Source organism: Thioclava arctica, assembly GCF_040892615.1.
In the GTDB taxonomy this organism is placed as follows: domain Bacteria; phylum Pseudomonadota; class Alphaproteobacteria; order Rhodobacterales; family Rhodobacteraceae; genus Thioclava; species Thioclava arctica.
In genome coordinates this window covers 319,662-339,549 of record NZ_JBFRYC010000001.1, presented here as the reverse complement: position 1 = coordinate 339,549, position 19,888 = coordinate 319,662, and the positions used below count along the sequence as shown (strand labels likewise).

18 protein-coding genes and 1 riboswitch are annotated in these 19,888 nt (G+C 62.7%); of the genes, 9 read left to right on the top strand and 9 right to left on the bottom strand.

Translation table 11 applies throughout. The features are described from left to right. Positions 1-3 precede the first annotated feature (3 nt). The gene (locus tag AB4874_RS01800; RefSeq protein ID WP_368390717.1) at positions 4-1,335 is read right to left on the bottom strand and encodes an extracellular solute-binding protein; all 1,332 of its coding nucleotides are present in this window, start codon (positions 1,333-1,335) and stop codon (positions 4-6) included. A 237-nt stretch (positions 1,336-1,572) separates the two neighbouring features. Further along, a complete protein-coding gene (locus AB4874_RS01795; protein ID WP_368390716.1) occupies positions 1,573-2,268 on the bottom strand; it encodes a TetR/AcrR family transcriptional regulator in 696 nt (231 codons plus the stop codon). 207 nt (positions 2,269-2,475) lie between these two features. On the opposite strand from AB4874_RS01795, the gene AB4874_RS01790 reads away from it, so the two are divergent. From AB4874_RS01790 to AB4874_RS01760, 7 genes are all read left to right on the top strand, one after another. Further along, positions 2,476-2,787: an NIPSNAP family protein gene (locus tag AB4874_RS01790; RefSeq protein ID WP_368390715.1), complete on the top strand. Its 312-nt coding sequence runs from the start codon at positions 2,476-2,478 to the stop codon at positions 2,785-2,787. A gap of 17 nt (positions 2,788-2,804) precedes the next feature. After that, positions 2,805-3,356 carry a nucleotidyltransferase family protein gene (locus tag AB4874_RS01785; protein ID WP_368390714.1) on the top strand — a complete coding sequence of 184 codons (552 nt, stop codon included), beginning with the start codon at positions 2,805-2,807 and terminating at the stop codon, positions 3,354-3,356. A gap of 411 nt (positions 3,357-3,767) precedes the next feature. After that, a complete protein-coding gene (locus AB4874_RS01780) occupies positions 3,768-5,576 on the top strand; it encodes a sensor histidine kinase (protein WP_368390713.1) in 1,809 nt (602 codons plus the stop codon). Then, entirely contained in the window at positions 5,573-6,190 is a 618-nt protein-coding gene (locus AB4874_RS01775; protein ID WP_368390712.1) for a response regulator transcription factor, read from the top strand. The genes AB4874_RS01780 and AB4874_RS01775 overlap by 4 nt, the downstream gene beginning before the upstream one ends. Positions 6,191-6,287: 97 nt before the next feature. Next, positions 6,288-7,040, top strand: coding sequence for a sulfate reduction electron transfer complex DsrMKJOP subunit DsrO (dsrO, locus tag AB4874_RS01770; protein WP_368390711.1), 753 nt, complete (start codon positions 6,288-6,290; stop codon positions 7,038-7,040). Then, complete coding sequence (nrfD, locus tag AB4874_RS01765) at positions 7,040-8,161, top strand: NrfD/PsrC family molybdoenzyme membrane anchor subunit (RefSeq protein ID WP_368390710.1); 1,122 nt, start codon at positions 7,040-7,042, stop codon at positions 8,159-8,161. The genes dsrO and nrfD overlap by 1 nt, the downstream gene beginning before the upstream one ends. A gap of 10 nt (positions 8,162-8,171) precedes the next feature. Next, complete coding sequence (locus AB4874_RS01760; RefSeq protein WP_368390709.1) at positions 8,172-11,249, top strand: molybdopterin dinucleotide binding domain-containing protein; 3,078 nt, start codon at positions 8,172-8,174, stop codon at positions 11,247-11,249. 31 nt (positions 11,250-11,280) lie between these two features. Here AB4874_RS01760 and trmB read toward each other — a convergent pair whose 3' ends face one another. The 7 genes from trmB to AB4874_RS01725 form a co-directional block, all read right to left on the bottom strand. Beyond that, positions 11,281-12,063 (bottom strand): tRNA (guanine(46)-N(7))-methyltransferase TrmB, encoded by a 783-nt coding sequence (gene trmB, locus AB4874_RS01755; RefSeq protein WP_368390708.1) that lies wholly within the window; start codon positions 12,061-12,063, stop codon positions 11,281-11,283. A gap of 32 nt (positions 12,064-12,095) precedes the next feature. Further along, the gene (locus tag AB4874_RS01750) at positions 12,096-12,542 is read right to left on the bottom strand and encodes a DMT family transporter (RefSeq protein WP_295534241.1); all 447 of its coding nucleotides are present in this window, start codon (positions 12,540-12,542) and stop codon (positions 12,096-12,098) included. 174 nt (positions 12,543-12,716) lie between these two features. After that, positions 12,717-13,883 carry a methionine adenosyltransferase gene (gene metK, locus AB4874_RS01745; RefSeq protein WP_295534239.1) on the bottom strand — a complete coding sequence of 389 codons (1,167 nt, stop codon included), beginning with the start codon at positions 13,881-13,883 and terminating at the stop codon, positions 12,717-12,719. A gap of 6 nt (positions 13,884-13,889) precedes the next feature. Next, positions 13,890-13,939: riboswitch (SAM-SAH riboswitch) on the bottom strand. Between the two features lie 9 nt (positions 13,940-13,948). Beyond that, a complete protein-coding gene (gene lnt, locus AB4874_RS01740) occupies positions 13,949-15,514 on the bottom strand; it encodes an apolipoprotein N-acyltransferase (RefSeq protein ID WP_368390707.1) in 1,566 nt (521 codons plus the stop codon). Then, positions 15,511-16,416, bottom strand: a complete 906-nt coding sequence (locus AB4874_RS01735) for a hemolysin family protein (RefSeq protein ID WP_368390706.1) — start codon at positions 16,414-16,416, stop codon at positions 15,511-15,513. Before AB4874_RS01735 ends, lnt begins: the two co-directional genes overlap by 4 nt. 32 nt (positions 16,417-16,448) lie before the next feature. Next, entirely contained in the window at positions 16,449-16,952 is a 504-nt protein-coding gene (gene ybeY / locus AB4874_RS01730; protein WP_368390705.1) for an rRNA maturation RNase YbeY, read from the bottom strand. Next, positions 16,942-17,268, bottom strand: a complete 327-nt coding sequence (locus AB4874_RS01725) for a DUF6476 family protein (protein WP_368390704.1) — start codon at positions 17,266-17,268, stop codon at positions 16,942-16,944. Before AB4874_RS01725 ends, ybeY begins: the two co-directional genes overlap by 11 nt. On the opposite strand from AB4874_RS01725, the gene AB4874_RS01720 reads away from it, so the two are divergent. Further along, complete coding sequence (locus AB4874_RS01720) at positions 17,267-18,292, top strand: RluA family pseudouridine synthase (RefSeq protein WP_368390703.1); 1,026 nt, start codon at positions 17,267-17,269, stop codon at positions 18,290-18,292. The genes AB4874_RS01725 and AB4874_RS01720 overlap by 2 nt on opposite strands. Next, the gene (gene cls, locus AB4874_RS01715) at positions 18,292-19,746 is read left to right on the top strand and encodes a cardiolipin synthase (RefSeq protein ID WP_368390702.1); all 1,455 of its coding nucleotides are present in this window, start codon (positions 18,292-18,294) and stop codon (positions 19,744-19,746) included. Before AB4874_RS01720 ends, cls begins: the two co-directional genes overlap by 1 nt. The last annotated feature ends 142 nt before the right edge of the window (positions 19,747-19,888 follow it).

Here is a 19,888-nt window from a genome sequence, read left to right as displayed (position 1 = left end):
TGCTTAGTAGCTGTCCTTCAGCTCGTTCCACAGATCGGCAGATTTCTTGACCGCCCCGGCGGCATCGACATTTCCAAGGATCGCCGATTGCCAGGCCGAACCATTGGTGTCGTTCCACTCACCGAACCATGGGGTGATCGTGTCCTTCTTGCGGGCAAGCGCCTGCTGGGCCTGGATCATATTGACATCACCATAAGAGTCGTAGGCCGCGCGGATCTCCGGGTCCTCGAACAGCGGCTTCACACCGAACCCTGCCCCGATATCGAGGAACAGGAGCTTCTGGAACGTGTAGGCTCCGTCCGACTTGCCGCCGAACCATTCGATCAGCTTCGCAGTGTTCTCGGCGCGCGCCTTGTCCTGCGCGGCTTGCGTCGACATGCCATGGAAACGCATCCAGCCCACTGTCGCGTGAGAGCCCTTCGCGCCTTGCGGCATCATCGCTTGCTTCACATTGCCCGCGATCTGCGATTGCGCAGGGTCGTTAAGCATCCGCAGACGGTATTTTGCAACCATCGCAAAGGCATGGTTCCCCGCCGCAAACGACTTCAAGCCAGCCAGTTCGCCAGTTTCGACGCAGGCGGGCGAAACGATCTTGTGCTTGTCTACCGCATCAACCACCCATTGCAGCGCCTCGACAGCACCTTCCTTCGAGTCCTGCATAACGGCCGAGCCGCTATCGTCGACCAGCCGGCCGCCATGCGAGTAGACCAGCGTCGAGATGAACTCGATCAGCCAGCTTTCCTGCGCCATCGCGAGCATCATCGGATATTCGGCGATGCCCTTTTCCTTCATGACCCGGGACTGCTCCACCAGCTCATCCCAGCTCGACGGCGGCGCATCAAAGCCAGCTTCCTTGAGCTTCGCCTCGTCATAAAGGAAGGCCATGTAGTCAGTGTAATAGGTCAGGCCGTATTGCCGACCGCCATAGGTCATCGACTGGGTGCAGAAATCCTCGGCCTCAGCGTTGTATTTCATCAGGCTGTCAAATTCATCGACCGGAGCGATCCAGCCAGCCTCGGCCCATTCCGGCAGCCACGAATCCGACACCCACATCGCGTCGAGCGGTGCACCGCCAACGAATTTTGCGACCATACCTTCGCGATACTGCGCCCAGGGCGAATTTCCGTAATTCACGGGAATCCCGGTTTCGGCCGTGAAGGCGCTGAGGTGACTCTGCACGGTGTCGACTGCGGCGGACCATGTGTGCATCGTCAGCCCTGCGGTCTCGGCGCGCGCCGGACGAACCAGACCCGGCGCCATTAGCGCCCCTGCACCCGCCGCCGAATAGCGGAGGAAATCCCGGCGCCCGAGCTGGCGCATCTTATCCTTGAGCATCATTCGATTCCTTTTGCATGGCCGCCCGCCCCGAGTTCGATTGAGGTCCCTTCGCAGCGCACCGTTCCCGTTGAACTTGTTTGTAAGAATCGACGCTATTGGCGATTTATTAATTCGTCAATTGACGACAAACGAAAAAGTGAAGATTCACCTTCCCCGACGGAAATTGCACAAATTTTCAGCATCCGTGGCCATCGCCGCAGCTGAAAACGTAAGAAATGTAGCTGATTGTGGCGGTCAGTCGCCGCGACACACGTCGATCATGTCCCCGAAGCCCGCAAGGAACACTCGAACATGCATTGACACCACCTGATCCTCGGACAGGGACAGGCTGCTCTGATAAATGTGGCGCCTAATCGCGTAGTGAGAGATCGCACCATGCAGCGTCCATGCCATCTCGTGGAGCAATGCAGGCTCTTCGGGCAGGGACACCCCCTTCTCATGCGCCACCTCGCGCATTACGACCTCTAGCACCTGCATGATGATCGCCGCGATGTAGTCAGGCGCCATATTTGCTTCGGCCAGAGAGGCGTAAAGGAGCAGCCGCAACCACTTGCGCGTCAATGTGGACTGAAGGTAGTCGCGATAGAAAGCCTCGAGGCGCTCTGAAACCGGCCGCGAACGATCCTGAAGATCCACGAACCAGACTGCCTTGAATGCGCCAAGGATTTCTTGGTTATAGACCTCCTTGAGCAGATCTTCCTTTGTCGGAAAGAAGCGGTAGAGAAGGCGTTGCGAAATGCCGCACTTCTCCGCCAGCTGACGCGTCTGCCCCGTAAGGCCATTCTCGGCAAAGAAGTCGGTCGCGACATCCAGAATCTGAGCGCGGCGCTTGTTGAACGGCATCCGGACAGAACCCTGCGGCGAACCAGGCTTGTTTCCGGTGCCGCGCGCTTTTGGCGCACCCCGAGCTGCTGTCGATTTGGCCTGCACGTTATCTCCCTCGCATCCGTTGTTCTTAACCATGACGTCGGACGCAACGCCCTTAATGTTGCATAGTAGCCCACGACGCGCGCGGGCAAAGCTTTTTTCGTCAAGTGACGACTTAAATGTTGCGCGCATCAAGAATTTGGTCGTAGCTTTAACACATCGTGGCGCACCAGTGCCTAAGATTCAAAGCCATTCATGCCGGAGCGCATCATGATCTATGAACAAAGAACCTACCGCATCACGCCCGGGAAAGCGCCTGAATTCCTCAAGCTCTATGAGGCCGAGGGGCTTCATATCATCAGTCAATACGCGAAGCTCGCCGGATGCTGGGTCAGTGACAGTGGCGTACTGAACGCGGTCACTTTCCTTTGGGCCTATGAAGATTATGGCCACCGCAGCGCACAAAGAGCCAAGCTCGGCGCAGACTCGGAGTGGCAGGGTTTCGTGCCCAAGATCCTTCCCTATCTCGTGCATCAGGAAAGCATCTTCCTGCAACCCGCCGCTTTCTCTCCGCTTGACTGAACCGGGCGCAAGTCACCATGCGCACGCTCGGCATCCTTCTCGCCGCTGGCGCCTCTCGTCGCTTCGGCTCTCAGGACAAGCTTCTAGCAAACTGGAACGGCGCGCCTCTGGTGCTTGCAGCTGCGCGCTCCCTCGAGGCAGCGGGGTGCGACGCGCTCCTTGCGCTCGTCTCATCCGAGAGGGTGGGCGCAGCGCTCCCTGCGTCGTTCCAAGTGCATCAGATTGAGCGGGGCCTGCCGCTCTCTCGGACGTGGCGAATGGCGCGCGACTGCGCTATGACGCTGCACGCGGAACGCGCGCTGTTCGTATTGGGCGACATGCCCTCCGTTTCAACTGACACACTTCGAACCTTGGTGAATAGCGACGGCGGCAGCCGCGCCTGCGTTTTCAACGGCATCCCGATGCCGCCGGCGCTTTTGGTCGCAGATGATATGCGGCGCATGCCCGACCCGGAACAGGATCAAGGCGCCCGAGAGCTGCTGCGCGCCCTGCCGCACAAGTCGCTTATTCCCCTCTCGGCCCAAGAAGCCTGTGACATCGACATTCCGCAAGACCTCTGGCAGAATTGAGACCGCCTCCGTGTTCGACCGTGAATGTTTTCTCGCCTCCCCTGCGTTATAAATACGTGCCGTCGAAACCGACGAAACCAACGCGGGGCGCTACAGAAGCGCACAGGCGTGGCAAGGGCGCGGAGCACGTCGCGCTCTTTCCCATTGTCGCCAACCGTCGGGGTGACGCGTGGAGACGATCAACGGCCCAAGACGGATCGGCGCTGTGTCTCGGGAAGGAATGGCTTCATGGCCTCTTCCCCAACAACGATCGCGCGGTTCAGGCCGCCTTTTTCTTCCCCCCTGCAGCGATTGAGGCCGTATCAGCTGCGCAACCGGAATGCGTGCCATTTGACCGCGCCAAAGCATTCTGGCATCCCGAAAGCTGGGCGAACGGATCTGGCTCAGGCGCGTGATTGTGGGAATAGCGATGTGACATTGAAGATCGTGGCCGCGCGCTTGCGGTTTGGTGGGCGGCATGTTCTGGCGATGCTCGCTTGTCTCATCCTGCTCGCCCCGGCGGCGCAGGCGCAAGAGACGCTGCGGATCGGGGTTCTGGATTACCTCGGCTCGGATCACTCGCTCAGCCATTGGAAGCCTACCGAAGCCGCGCTGGATGCGGCCCTGCCCGGCTATGATTTCCGCTTCGAGCCGCTTGATATCCATCAGCTCGACGCAGCGCTTGCGGCGCAGGATCTGGATTTCGTCATCACCAATCCGGGCAACTATGCCGAGCTGGAATATCGCCATCATATCAGTCGCATCGCCACCGCGCAGTCCGATCAGCCGGTGGGCTCGACGCTGGTCACGACCAAAGACCTGAAAGCCCTCGATGATCTCGCCGGGCGCAAGCTGGCGATCACCGCCCCCGAGGCGTTTGGCGGGTTTCAGGTGATCTGGTCCGAGATGCTGAAAGCCGATCCCCGACTGCCCGCCAAGGTGCAGCTTGAGGTGACGGGCTATCCGATGCAGCGCGCCGCCCAAGCGGTGCTGGACGGGCGCGCCGATGCGGCGGTGCTGCGCCCTTGCATGCTTGAGCAATTGCAGCGCGACGACCCGGCGCGCTACGGGACGCTGCACGCTTTTGCCCTTCAGCCATCTGGCCAGACGCAATGTGCGCTCTCGAGCAGGGTCTATCCCGGTTGGCCCTTTGCGAAAACGCCCGCGACCTCGCCCGAACTGGCCAAGCAGGTGGCGATTGCGCTGATGCAGATGCCCTCGGGCAATCGCTGGACGGTGCCGCTAGATTACCAGCCGGTGCATGATCTGCTGCGCCAGTTGCAGCTTGGCCCCTATGCCCGCACCGGCCCGGTCAACCTGCGCGATTTTATCGCCGATTACCGCGACTGGTTGATCGCGCTGGCCGTCGCGCTGATGTTCTGGGCGCTTTATTCCGTTCGGATCGAGACGTTGGTGCGGCGGCGCACGCGGGCGCTGGACGCGGCCAACACCCAACTCAAGCAAGAGATGATCGAACGCGAGCGCGCCGAAACCGCCGACCGGCTTCATATGCGCGAGCTGGAACATGTCGCGCGGCTCTCGATTCTGGGCGAGATGGCCTCGTCGATCGCGCATGAGCTGAACCAGCCGCTTTCGGCGATTTCCAACTATGCGCAAGGTTGCTTGCTGCGGCTCAAGACGGGCAATTTCTCGCAGGGCGATATGGAGACCGCCTCGGGCGAGATCGCCGCGCAGGCCGAGCGCGCAGCCACCGTGATCCGCCGCATCCGCGCCTTCGTGCGCAAACGCGAAAGCCAGCGCGCCCAGATCAACATCTGCGAACTGCTGACGGAATGCAGCGCGCTGTATCACGCCCAGACCCACCGCGCGGGCGTGCGCGTCGAGGTATTGTGCGCCGAGGGGCTACCGCAAGTGATCGGCGACCGGGTACATCTGACGCAGGTGATCCTTAACCTCGTGCAGAACGCGGTGGACGCGATGGCGCAGACCGAGCCCGCCCAGCGGCGCATCCTGATCACTGCCGAACGCGCCGAAGAGCCCGGTCGTGGCGCGGGGATCTGCCTGTCGCTGCGTGATCGCGGCACGGGCATGTCCGAGACCGCGATGGCCCATTTCGCCGAGGCGTTTTACACCACGAAACCCGAGGGGATCGGGCTGGGGCTGGCCCTGTCGCGCTCAATCATTGAGGCGCATGGCGGCTGGATGCGCGCGCAGCGTCCGGCGGATGGGGTGGGATTGCGGGTGGCGATCTGGCTGCCAATCGGTGAGGATGCCGCATGAACGACACGCCCGTGATCCATATCGTCGATGATGACCGCGCCGCGCGCGAGGGGCTGGGGTTTTTGCTGTCCTCGCTGGGGCTGACGATTGCATCGCATGCCAGCGCCGCCGATCTGCTGGCCACGCTGGGCAATCAGATTGTGGGCTGCATTCTGGCAGATGTCCGCATGCCCGGAATGACGGGGCTGGACCTGCTGGACGAGCTGGGGCGGCGGGACTGCCCGCTGCCGGTGATCATGATCACGGGGCATGGCGATGTGCCGATGGCGGTGCGCGCGATGCGGGCTGGCGCGATGGATTTCTTTGAAAAGCCGGTCAATGGCATGGCCCTTGTCGAGCGCATCAACGAGGCGCTGCGTGTCAGCGGCGAACGCGCGCAATCGCTGGGCGAGCGCGCACAGCTGACCCGACGCATCGAAAGCCTGACCGCGCGCGAGGCCGAAGTGGCGCGCGCCGTGCTGGCGGGGCGGCAGAACAAGCAGATCGCACATGATCTGGGTATCAGTCTCAAAACAGTGGAAAACCACCGCCACAACGTGATGGACAAGATGCAGGCCAGCAGCGCCGCCGATCTGGTGCGACGCCTTGTCGCGGCGGGATGGCAGGCGGATTAGGGGTTAACCCCCAGACCCTTCGGGGTTTGCACCGATAGTGCGGTGCAAGGCATCAACGTAAAGTTCGGGCTGACCCAGCATAGAAAGGATCAGCCCCATGGACACGACCCGCCGCGGCTTTCTTGGCGCGATCGGCAAGGTGACCATCGGCGCCGCCGCCTCAATCGCAGGTGCGCGCCAAGCCGCCGAAGCCGCGCAATCCGACACGCCCACCGCCGTCCCACATTGGGGCATGGTGGTCGATCTGCGCAAATGCATCGGCTGTCAGGCCTGCACCGTGGCCTGCATCATGGAAAACGCCGTCCCCGAAGGCGCGTTTCGCACCCATGTCTCGGTCTATGAACTGGTCAAGGACGGTCAGGACCCGGCAATGGTGATGCTGCCCCGGCTGTGTAACCATTGCGATGATCCGCCCTGCCTGCCGGTCTGCCCGGTCGAGGCAACCTTCAAGGCGGAGAATGGCGAAGTGCTGGTGGATGCCAGCAAATGCGTGGGCTGCGCCTATTGCGTGCAGGCCTGCCCCTATGACGCGCGCTTCATCAACCATGAGACGCAGGTGGCGGATAAATGCACCTTCTGTTTCCACCGCACACAGGCGGGGCTGCTGCCGGCCTGTGTCGAGACCTGCGTTGGCGGGGCGCGCAATTTCGGCGATCTGAACGATGCCGGCAGCGAGGTGTCGCGGATGCTGCGCGAGAACGAGGTCTCGGTGCTACGCCCCGAGATGCACACCAATCCCAACGTCTATTACATCGGTCTGGATGACGTGCTGGACGGTCGGGTGGCCGGTGAGGCCGCCTATCATCCCGAGATGGCCGATAGCGTGAGCAGCCATAAGGAGGGTCTGTGATGCAGGTTCAAGTCCACGAACTCGTCGGAGCCGTGCATGAGGCCGCTTGGCTGCCTTGGGCAGTGCAATATTTCTTCCTGATCGCGATCTCAAGCACGGCGCTGTTGATGGCGCTGCCCGGTTTCGTGCTGGGACGGGCGGGCGATCTGCCCAAGGCACGGCTGGCGCTGATGGTGGCCGTCACCACCGGCATCGTCGCCCCCGTCGCGCTGCTGGCCGATCTACACCAGCCGTTCCGCTTTTGGGAGTTCTTCGTCTACACCCATACGACATCCTGGATGGCTTGGGGCGCGTGGATCGTGCCGAGCTACGTCGCGCTGTTGCTGGGCTTTGCATGGGCCATTCACCGCCCCGCCTTTTATGCGATGGGACAGGAAAACTGGCGCTTTGCCTGGCTGTTTCGCCTGCTGGCGCTGAAGGGTGAGGCAAACGGCTTTGCCCGCCTGCTTGGCCTTGGCGCGGGGCTCGCGGCACTGGGGATCCTGCTTTACACTGGCACCGAGGTCGCCGTGGTGCGCGCCCGCCCGCTGTGGAACTCACCGCTGCTGCCGCTGCAATTCGCCGCCACCGGTTTTGTCGGCGCGCTGGGGGTGATGCTGGTGCTCGAACGCGTTCTGAACCGCGACGGCGCGCTCGAAGAAACGCTCAACCGCGATCTGGTTTTCGCACTGGCCGTGGTTGGTGGGCTTGGTATCATCTGGTTCACGATTGCACGCTCGGGCCTGTCGCCCGCCCATAGCCAAGCGCTGGCCTCGGTTGCGGGGTTCCCGATCTGGAAGCAAATCGCCGTTTGGGGCGCGCTGGCCATCGTTGTGCCCTTCGTGCTGGCGCTTGTCGCGCCGCGCAACACCGGCTGGGCGACCGGGCTGATCGCGATCCACGCCGCTTGGATGTTTCGCTGGACGGTCTTCATGGGCGGTCAGGCGGTGCCGAAAGTCGGATCTGGCCTGTATGACGCGCTGCTGCCCAGTGGCTTTGACGGGCTGATGGGGGTGATCGGCACCTTCGGGCTCTGGATCTTCCTGCTCATCGCCTACACGACCTTCTTCCCTTGGGCCGATGCGACCCCGCCCGCCGGGCGTCGCCCTTCTGCGCCCGCTCATCCCGCCCGCTCTGTCTGAGGAGACCGCCATGACCAATCGCCGCAACATTCTTAAAGGTGCCGTCGCGACCGGGGCACTGGCCACGTTCGGAGCGGGCTATGCCGGAACCGTAAAAAAGCTAGCCAAGGGTAAGTGGTCGGGCGAGGTGCCGCGCAACGAACACCTCACCGGCAACTCGATCCCGGCGGAATACAGCGTCAATCCCGAGACCGGGGATATCGCGCTCAACCCCGATCAGGCGATGAGCTATACGATGTGCATCGGCTGCACCACGATGTGCGGTGTGCGCGTGCGGGTGGACAAGACGGCCAACAAGGTGCTGCGCGTCACCGGCAACCCCTATTCCCCGATGAGCACCGATCCCTTCATCCCCTATGAAAGCTCGGTCGCGGAAAGTTTCGCCGCGATGGCGCAGGCTGGTAAGGGCAACGGGCTGCTCAACCGCTCTACCGCCTGCGGGCGCGGCAATGCCGTGCTGCAACAGGTCGAGAACCCGCGCCGGGTGCTGAAACCGCTGAAACGGGTGGGTCCGCGCGGCTCGGGACAATGGCAGACGATCAGCTTTGAGCAACTCGTTGAAGAGGTCGTCGAGGGCGGCGATCTGTTTGGCGAAGGCCGTATCGCCGGTCTGCGCGAAATTCGCGACCTTGAAACGCCAGCAGTCAAGGGCGCACCCGAATTCGGGCCGCGCGCCAACCGCTTGATGTGGATGAACTGCGTCGATGACGGGCGCGACAATCTTGTGCTGCGCTGGCTCAAGCAAAGTTTCGGGTCGAACAACTTCACCCGCCATGGCAGCTATTGCGGCGGAGCGTTCCGCTCGGGCTCAGGCGCGCTGTTTGGCGACTTCAAGGCGATGCCCCATGCCAAGCCGGATTTTTCCAATGCCGAGTTCATCATCTTCGCAGGCACCGCGCCGGGCAATGCGGGCAACCCGTTCAAGCGCATCGGCAATCTGGTGGCCAAGGCGCGCGCAGATGGCGATCTGAGCTATGTGGTGATCGACCCGATCCTGAACAATGCGCAGAACGGCCCCTCGGGCGAGCGGTCGCGCTGGATGGCGATCAAACCGGGCACCGATGGGGCGCTGGCAATGGCGATGATGGCGTGGATGTTTGACAATGACCGGATCAATCATGACTACCTCGCCCAGCCCTCGCAAGCCGCCGCCGATGCCGCGGGTGAGGCAAGCTGGACCAACGCGACCCATCTGGTGATCGTGGACGAAACCCACCCGCGCTTTGGGCATTTCCTGCGTGGCTCGGATCTGGGGCTGACCGTTGAGGGTGACACCTATTGCGACGCCGACCCCCATCTCGTGGCGTCGTCAAATGGCCCCGTTCCCGCCGGAAACGCGCCCGCGCCGCTGTTCTTTGAAGGTGAGGTGGACACCACTAACGGCCCCGTCGCGGCTAAGACCTCGCTTAGCCTGTTGCGCGACGAAGCCCATCGCCAAAGCCTTGAGGCCTATAGCGAAGCCTGCGGCATCCCCGCAGCCAAGATCATCGACCTCGCGCGCGAATTCACCAGCCATGGACGCCGCGCCGCCGTTGATAGCCATGGCGGGATGATGGGCGGGTCGGGCTTTGCCAATGCCTATGCGCTCAGCATGCTCAACACGCTGATCGGCAACCTGAACTGGAAAGGCGGCGCAATGATCGCGGGCGGCGGGTTCCCCGAAAACAAGGGCCCGGCCTATGACCTCGCCAGCTTCCCCGGCGCGGTGAAAGCCAAAGGCCTGCCTGCGGGGCGCAACGTGCCTTATGAAAAGACGAGCGAATTCAAACGCAAGAAAGCGGCGGGCAATCCCTACCCCGCCGATGGCCCTTGGTATCCCAACGCGCCGGGCCTTGCGACCGAGTGGATTTCCTCGATGGTCAACCACTATCCCTACGGGGCCGAGGCGCTGATCTTTCGCAACACCAACCCGGTCTATGGCATCCCCGGCGTCGCGCCGTTGGTCGAAAAACTGAAAGATCCCAAGGTCGTGCCGCTGATCATCTCGATTGATCCCTTCATCAATGAAAGCACGGGGATCTCGGACTATATCGTGCCGGATTCGGTGATGTATGAAACGTGGGGCTTCACCAAGCCTTGGGGTGGCGTTGCGACGAAAGCGACCTGCGCGCGCTGGCCGGTGATCGAACCAAGGATGGAGAAGAATGCGCAAGGAGACCGCGTCGGGATGGAGACCTTCCTGATCGCGACGGCCAAGCGCATGGGCCTACCCGGTTTCGGCGAAAAGGCGATTCCCGATGCACAGGGCGTGCTGCATCCGCTCAACCGAGCCGAGGATTGGTATTTGCGCGGGGCGGCCAATGTCGCGATGCTGGGCAAGACCCCGGTAGCGCCCGCCAGCGACGAAGATATCGCGCTGTCCAACGTCGCGCGGATCGCGGAAGACCTGCAAGCCGTGCTCAAGCCCGACGAATGGCGGCGCGCCGCGACGATCTATGCCAAGGGCGGGCGCTATGAAAATATCGAGCGCAGCTATGACGGCGCGCGCGCGACCTATGCGTTCGACAAACCAATGATGATCTGGAACGAGGAACTCGGCAGCTTCCGCCGCGCAACTACCGGCACCCGCGTGCCCGGCACCCCGTCCTGGCGCGAGGCGGAATTCGCCGATGGATCGAAAGTCTCCGATCACTATTCCAAAGAGGACTGGCCGATCCGGGTCTTCAGCTACAAATCCCCGCTGCAGAACTCGTATTCTGTCGGGGCCGAAGTGCTGTTGCGCATCGTCGCCTCCAACCCGGTGATCGTGGGCAGCGTATTGGCGCGCGCCCATGGCATCCGCACCGGCGATATGGTGCGCCTGACAACGCCGGGGGGCATGCTGGAAAGCGTCGCGGTGGTGCGCGAAGGCATCGCGCCCGACACGGTCGCAATCGAGCACGGCTTTGGTCATCGTGGCTTTGGTGCGCATGACATCACCATCGACGGCGAGACGAAACCGGGCGATCCGCGACTGGCGGCGGGCGTGTTGCTCAATGATCTCGGGCTGATCGATCCGACGCGCGACAAAGCCGGTGTCTGGGTCGATCCGGTCTCGGGCACCGCCGTGCGCCAAGGCCTGCCTGCGAAAATCTGGCGCATCGCTTAACGGCGCGCGCCGCGCAGGTCACCTGCCCCCCTCAAACCCGCCGATAGGTCAGGTAATGGGGCTTGCGGCCCTCGCGCAGCGCCTTTTGTTCATAGCGCGTCGACAGCCAATCCCCCCAAGGCGTATCCCAATCGCCATGGGTCGGCTGGGGGTCGTCAAAATCAAACGCGGGCGGCACTTCGAACTGCGGCGCGAACCCGGCTTTGGGGATTTCCTCGACCGCCTGACGGACGTAGTCGGGAATATCGGTGGCCACGCGAAATTCCGCACCGGGTTTGAGCGCGCGGTGCAGCGGCTCCAGATGTTCCTGGGTCACAAAGCGACGCCGGTGATGTTTCGATTTCGGCCAAGGGTCGGGATAGAGCAAAAACGCCTTGTCGATACTGCCCTCAGGCAGCACATCCATCAGATCGCGCGCATCGCCGGGATGCACCGCAATCGAGCGCAGTTGCGTGCGCCGCAGCTTACCCAACAGCATCGCCACGCCGTTGACATAGGGCTCACAGCCGATGATCTCGACCCCCGGATAGGTCGAGGCCATATGCACGATATGCTCGCCCCCGCCAAAGCCGACCTCCAGCCAGACCGGTTTGCCATGAAACCGCGTGGCCATATCAAGGGGCACGCGGTCGGGGTTTTCGGCCCAACTCACGGCACCGGGCGACAGTTGCGCCAAATCTTCGCGCAGATAGGCCCGTTGCGCCTTGTTCAGCGTCTTGCCATTGCGCCGCCCGTAGAAATTGCGCCACGGGGCGGTGTTGGGGTCGGAGTGAGAGGTCTCGCCGCGCGGGGCGGTGTCATCATGCTGTGTCATGGCCGGGCCTCTAACGAGAGGGGGCGCAAAACTCAAGCCTTCTGTATCAGCCAAAGCCCGAAACACATCGCGCCGATCCCTGCCCCCCGCGCCAGGGTAAGCGGGCGCACCAAGGCCCCGAACAGCCCGAATTGATCAATCGCCGCCGCCGAGATCATCTGCCCCAGCAGCACGAAAAACACCGCATTGCCAACGCCAAAGCGCGGCGCAATGAACGTGACGGACAGCACATAAAACGCCACCAACAGCCCTGCGAGAAACAAATACCACGGTTGACTCGGCAGGCGCGCAATCGCGGAGGGCCCGGTTGTCACCGACATGACCGCCACCGCGCCAGACAGCGCCACGCAAAATAAAACCACCGCCGCTACGGCCGGCGATCCGATGCGCGCGCCCAGTTGCGCATTCAGCGCAGCGAGAACCGGAATTCCCAAACCCGCAGACAGCATGATGGTGGCGTAACGCAGATAATCAGGCATCGTTCTCTCCTCCAATTGCCGTTGAAAGTGACGCGGAACGAGGCGCGCCTCAAGCCCCCTTCCTCTTGATCGAAATATCCCGGGGGGCTGGCCGCAGGCCAGTGGGGGCAGCGCCCCCTCGAAACGACAACAGGCGGAGCATTGCCCCGCCTGCGCCACATCCATTGCAACCGCTCAGATTACCTTTTTGAGCGCCTCGATCAGATCGGTCTTTTCCCAGCTAAAGCCACCATCGGCCTCCGGCGCACGACCGAAATGGCCATAAGCTGCGGTGCGCGAATAAATCGGGCGGCACAGATCCAGCGCGTCGCGAATGCCCTTGGGCGTGAGGTCCATCACCGCGCCAACCGCCTTTTCGATCTGCTCATCGGGCACCACGCCGGTGCCAAACGTATCGGCATAGATCGACAACGGCTTGGCCACACCAATCGCATAGCTGACCTGAATGACGCATTTCTTGGCCAGCCCGGCGGCGACCACGTTTTTCGCCAGATAGCGCGCGGCATAGGCGGCCGAGCGGTCCACCTTGGTCGGGTCTTTGCCCGAAAACGCACCGCCGCCATGGGGCGCGGCACCGCCATAGGTATCCACGATGATCTTGCGCCCCGTCAGGCCCGCATCGCCATCCGGCCCACCGATCACAAACGTGCCCGTCGGGTTCACCCACCATTCGGTGTCGGGCGAAATCCAGCCCTCGGGCAGCACTTCGCGGATATAGGGTTCGACAATCGCGCGGATATCTTCCGAGGTCTGGTTGGCATCGGAATGCTGGGTCGACAGCACGATCGAGCTGACCCCGACCGGTTTGCCGCCCTCATAGCGTACCGAAAGCTGCGACTTGGCATCGGGGCGCAGCGTGGGTTCGGCCCCCGATTTGCGCGCCTCTGCCAAGCGGCGCAAAATCGCGTGGCTGTAATGGATCGGCGCGGGCATCAGCTCGGGCGTCTCATCGGTGGCAAAGCCAAACATGATGCCCTGATCGCCCGCCCCGTCCTTATCGACGCCTTGCGAAATATGGGCCGATTGCGCGTGCAAGAAGTTCGAGACGTTCAGCGTAGCCCAGTGAAACTCATCCTGCTCATAGCCGATATCTTTCACGCATTCGCGCACGATACCGTCGATCCGGCCCATATATTCGGCCAGTTTTTCTTTGTCCGACAGGCCAACCTCGCCGCCGACAACAACCTGATTGGTGGTGGCAAACGTCTCGCAGGCGACGCGGGCATTGGGCTCTTCAGCCAGAAATGTATCAAGAACTGCATCCGATATCCGGTCACAGACCTTATCAGGATGGCCTTCCGAGACAGACTCGGAAGTGAAAATATAGCTTTCGCGTGTCATGGGACGTGCTCCGTTGTGAATTACCCCGCACCGTCAGGAAGCCGTTGGAGCGGGTAGCGGATTAGCTAGTGCCGCTTGACGCTGCGGTCAATGAAAATGCGCGCAATCAGTAAGGAAACGATGAATAACGCTGCAATCAGCGCAATGATCGGCCCATCGCCCAGCTTGGCATACAGCGTCTTGGGTAGCGAAGCTGGCAAGGTCACATCGAGCACCCCTGCATGGTCCATCCCCAGACTGGCCACGATGCGCCCCTTGGCGTCGATCAGCGCGCTCACCCCGGTATTGGCGTCGCGCGCCAGCGGCAGGCCCTGTTCGATCGCGCGCAGCCGGGCTTGGGCGAGATGCTGGTAGGGGCCGCTCAACGTGCCAAACCACGCATCATTGGTGACTTGCAAAATCCAGTCGGGACGCGACGGGAAATGCATCAAATCCTGGGGGAAAATCGCCTCGTAGCAGATCAGCGGGGCAACCTTGCCCAAAGTGCCAAGGTCCAGCAGCTTCTCTCCCGTGCCCGCAGAATAGCCATTGCCCACCTGCGCCGCAAAGGCCGTCATTCCAAAGCGCGCCAGAAAATCGCCAAAGGGCATGTATTCGCCAAAGGGCACGAGGTGGGATTTATCGTAAATATCGCGCACCACAGCGTCCGGCCCAATCACCGCAAGCGAGTTGTAATAGCGCGATCCTTGGCTGCGCTGAATACCCATCGCAATCGGCACGCCCCCTGCCGCCTGCACCGATAGCTCAAGGCCCTGACCGGGGCGATCCAACAGGAACGGCACTGCGGTTTCCGGCCAGACGATCAGATCGGGCTTAGGCGTGCCGGGTTCGGGCGGCGTGCTGGTCAGGCGCAGCAACCGATCAAAGAATTTCATCCGATATTGCGGCAACCATTTGAGGTCTTGCGCCGCATTGGGCTGCACCAGACGCAGATGGACGGGGGGCGTGCGCGCCGGTGTCGGCGCGTCCAGACGTGCCGCGCCAGCAAACCAGATCGCCCCCAAACTGAGCAGCGCCACGCCAAGCAGCGCCCCCCCGCGCCCACCGCGCAGGCTTGCCGCTATCGCCGGGGCGGCCGCAATCCCCATCGTGAGCAGGCTCAGCCCCAGAGGCCCGACAAAAGCCGCCGCCTGCGCCACGGGCGTGCCGATCCAGATATGCCCGACCAGCACCCAAGGAAATCCGGTAAACACATACGAGCGCAACGCATCCGACGCCGCCATGCCCAGCGCGATCCCCAAGGCACGCGCCCCCGGCCCCGGCCCGATTTGCGCGCCAAGGCCAAACCCAAGCGCCCAAAACACGCCCATCCCCGCCGACATCAGGATCAGCGCGAAGGGGGCCATCCAGCCGTAAACCTCGGCCTCGACCATGAAGGGTTCGACGATCCAGAACATCGCCGCAAGCGCATAGCCAAATCCCGCCGCGAATCCGATCCATGCGACCGAAGCCGCCCAACGCTGCCCCGAGCCAAGCCAGACCACGCCAGCCAATGCGGGCAGTGCGATCCACCACAGGCCCAGCGGCGCTTGCCCCGCCGCCACCAAGGCGCCCAGCACAAGCGCGCCAAGCAGGCCTTGCCAGCGCGGGCGCAATGGCGCGCGAAATCCGGCCCGCATCGCTGCGATCATTCGGCGGCTGCCACGCCGGGCAGGCGCACCCGCAGCCGCTTGATGCGGCGCGGATCGGCATCAATCACTTCATACTCGACGCCGTTTTCGGTCACCACGACCTCACCGCGCGCGGGCACCCGGCCCAATTGCATGAACAACAGCCCACCCATTGAATCGATCTCGTCATCAGCCTCGGCATCGGCCAGTCGAATGCCCGTCACGCTTTCGAATTCATGCACGGGCGCGCGCGCCTGCACGATCCACTGGCCGGGCTTTTCCTCACGCCAGTAACCGTCGTCGGTCTCGTCATGCTCATCCTCGATCTCACCGATCACCTGTTCGATCAAATCCTCAAGTGTCAGCAGACCATCTACCCCGCCATATTCGTCAATCACCAAGGCCATATGGATGCGCTGCACCTGCATCTTTTGCAGCAGCACACCGATTGGCATGGACGGGGGCACATACAGCAACGGACGGATCAGCTTGCGCAGATTGAACCGCCCATTGCCCGAGCCAAAGCCGTATTCCAGCGCCAAGTCCTTAAGGTGAACAAGCCCCAAAGGCGTATCCAAGGTTTCTTTGAAGACCGGCAGGCGCGAATAGCCATGCTCGCGGAATTTCTGCACCAATTCGTCGCGCGAGATAGTGACCGGCACGGCCTCGATCTCGACTTTGGGGATCGCAACATCGCCAACACGCATCCGGCGCAGGTTACCCAGCCCCGGCGGCGGCACGGGGGCTGGGGGATGGGACTGTTCGATCTGGGGCTCATCAGCAGAGGAGCGTCCCCCGAACCATCGGCTCAATAGCCCGCGCGCGGCGGGCTCAAAAGACTGTCCCGGTTCAGCGTTGTCTGAACCCTCAGTCGCGTCCTCAGTGTCGGCGGACTGCTGCGCTGCGTCAGTGACCTGTTCCATCGTCCCTTTCCAAAATCTTGACCCGTTTGGGCTTAGTCTTGTCCATATGGGTTAACTATCCCTTCGTTTTCAAGCAGGCGAACTTCGATTTGTTCCATCAACTGCGCATCTTGCTCACGAATATGATCGTAACCAAGCAAATGCAGAATAGCGTGAATGATCAAATGCGTCACATGATTTTCAATGGGTTTGCCCTGATCGGCCGCCTCGCGCTGACAGGTTTCATAGGCAATCGCGACATCGCCCAGCGCGATCTCGCCAAAGACATCGGCAGCGGGGCGGTCGGGCTCGGCCCCGGGCTGATCCGCCCCACGTTCCTGCGCAGGCCAGCTTAGCACGTTGGTCGCCTGAGGCTTGGCGCGAAAATCAGCGTTCAACTCGGCGATACGGGCATCATCACAGGCCAGAATCGACAGCGTGCATATGTCAGGGTCAAGCCCGCGATCGCGCAGCACCAAGGGCGCGACATGCGCAACCAAGGCCGGCAGGCCCAGCGCCTCCCAAGCCGGAGCCTCGATTTCGATATCAATGTCCATCCTGCAACCCCGTGATCACCACCTGCGCCAGTTGCGCCCCTGTCGCGCTATAAACCAGCACATCGCCCTGATCGGTCACCACAACCGTGTAGCCGCGCGCAAATGTCACGGCCTCGGGATGGGCGCCTGCGGGCAGCGTGATCTGGCTTGGAATTTGCGGCAAGGGGCTCGGTGTTTGCAGACGGATGACAAGCAGCGTCACAATCGCTACAAGCCCCAAAATCATCACGCCCGCCAGCACCGTGACCAGCAGCTTGAGAAAGCGCAGATCAGGGGGCAGCGTGGCAGGGACATCATCGTCAGGCAGGTCGGACATGGTAAAAGATATCCTCAACGTCGAGATCGGGCCGGGCATGGGTCCGCGCCTTGATAAGGCACTGGCCGCCGCTGTGCCAGAGGAAGCGGCGCTGTCGCGTTCGCGCCTCGCACGGCTGATCGCAGAGGGCGCGGTGAGCCGTGAGGGCACGCCGGTCACCGATCAGAAGGCCAAGGTCACCGAGGGCGAGATCTACGCCATCGCGCTGGAGCCGCCCAAAGCGGTCGAGACGCTGGCCCAAGATATCCCGCTTGAGGTGCTGTGGGAAGACGCCGATCTGATCGTGGTCAACAAGCCTGCGGGCATGGTCACCCATCCCGCGCCGGGCACGCCCGAGGGCACGCTGGTGAACGCGCTGCTGCACCATTTCGGCGGCAATCTGTCGGGGGTCGGCGGGCAGGCCCGCCCCGGCATCGTGCACCGCATCGACAAGGACACATCTGGGCTGCTGGTGGTCGCCAAATCAGATCGCGCCCATCACGGGCTGGCCGCGCAATTTGAGGCCCACACCGTGCATCGCCACTATCTAGCCGTCTGTCACGGCATCCCCGACGCCGCCGATCCGCGTCTGCGCGGCACGCGGGGCGTCAGCTTTGAACATGGCGGCATTTTGAAAATCGCGACCCAGCTTGCGCGCCACAAGACTGACCGTCAGAAACAGGCGGTCGTGGCCAATGGCGGGCGACATGCGGTGACGCGCACCCATGTGGTTGAGGGCTTTCATGGGGCCGCCGCGCTGATCGATTGCTGGCTGGAGACCGGGCGCACGCATCAAATCCGGGTACATATGTCGTATGCCGGGCACGGTTTGCTGGGCGATCCGACCTATGGCGGCAAGCGCAAGCTCAGCGAAAAGGCCGTTGGCGCACACGGGGCCGAGGCTGCGCGCGCCTTCCCGCGTCAGGCGCTGCATGCCGCAACCTTGGGCTTTGTCCATCCGGTGACCGAAGAAGAGCTCTCCTTCGAGGCCCCGCTACCCGCCGATATGCAGGCCCTGATCGAAAGCCTGCGCAGGGGGGCGTGATGATCGAGGCGCTCGGCACGCTCAACCTTGCGGTCGCGCTGCATCTTTTGGCGCAGATCGGGGCGGCGATCCGCGTGCTGGCCCGCCCTGACAAGCCCCCGGCGGTGCGCGCAGGCTGGCTGGTGTTGATCTTCTCCGTGCCTGTGGCGGGGGTGGTTTTATATCTTCTGGTGGGCGAGACACGGCTGAACTTTCGCATCGCGCAACGGCAACGCAAGACGCTGGCCGCCCTGCCCCCGCCGCGCGCGCGGCACCGCTTTGATCCCCCGCCCGAGGCGTGGCGCGCAGCCTTCGCGCGTGCCGCCAGCGTGAACGGTTATGCCATCAGCCACGCCTGCGCCCCGCGTCTTCTGGTGCCCGCCCAAGACCAGATCGCCTCCCTTATCGAGGATATCGAGGCGGCGTCCGACTCGGTTCACATCATCAGCTATATCTGGCTGGACGATCCCGTCGGGCGCGCCTTGGCCGAGGCGCTGATTCGGGCCGCCAAGCGCGGAGTTGAGGTCTGCCTGCTGGTCGATGGCCTGGGCGCGCGCACCTTCTTGCGGGCCCCCCATTGGCAAGCGATGCGGGCCGCCGGGGTGCAAACCAGCGTGGCTTTTCCGTTTCATTGGGCGCTGTTCAAACTCGCCACCAGCCGGATTGACCTGCGCAACCACCGCAAACTGGCGGTGATCGACGCACGCATCGCCTATATCGGCAGTCGCAATATCGCGGCCCCCGAGTTCAAGATCAAAGCCCGCTTTGCCCCTTGGACCGATATCTTGCTGCGCCTTGAGGGGCCGATCGTCGCCCAACATGCCCATATCTTCGCCACCGATTGGATGACCCATACCGGCCGCGCGCTTGCGGCCGAGTCCGACGCGCCCGAGACGCACGTCACACCCTCCCCCATACCCGCCCTCGGCGCACCCGCGATTTGCTTTGCCAGCGGGCCGATGCTGGATGCGCGCGCGATCCCGGATGTGTTTGACGCAGCCATCGGGGCCGCACGTGACAGCCTGACGCTGACAACCCCCTATTTCGTGCCCGGCGAGGGCTTGGACGCCGCCTTGCGGGCCGCCGCGCGGCGCGGGGTGGTGGTGCGCCTGATCGTGCCGCGCCGCAATGACAGCCGCTTTGTCGCGCTTGCCTCGCGCAGCTATTATCCCGCCCTGATCGCCGCGGGCGTGCAGATTTACGAACACGGACCGGGGATATTGCACGCCAAGACCTTGCTGGCCGATGATCACGCGCTGATCCTGGGTTCGGCCAATCTGGATCGGCGCAGCTATGAGCTGAATTACGAGGCCTGCGTGCTGATGAGCGACCCGGCTCTGGCGCGCGATCTGGCCGCTGCGCAGGACGGCTGGCTTGAGCACTCGGTGCGCATTGATAGTGATAGCCTTGCGCAATGGTCGCTCGCGCGCCGACTGGCCAATAACCTTGTGTCGATCCTTGCGCCGGTGCTGTAGTATACCTCACAAGGGCGTGATAATCGCACATTAGACGACGGAAGCCGCTTCATCTCCCGTTCATCTAAATATGCGACACCGCGCCGCAGTGCCAAATTGAACCAATATGCTCCGTAATGCGTTGACCTTGAAACGTCCGCTC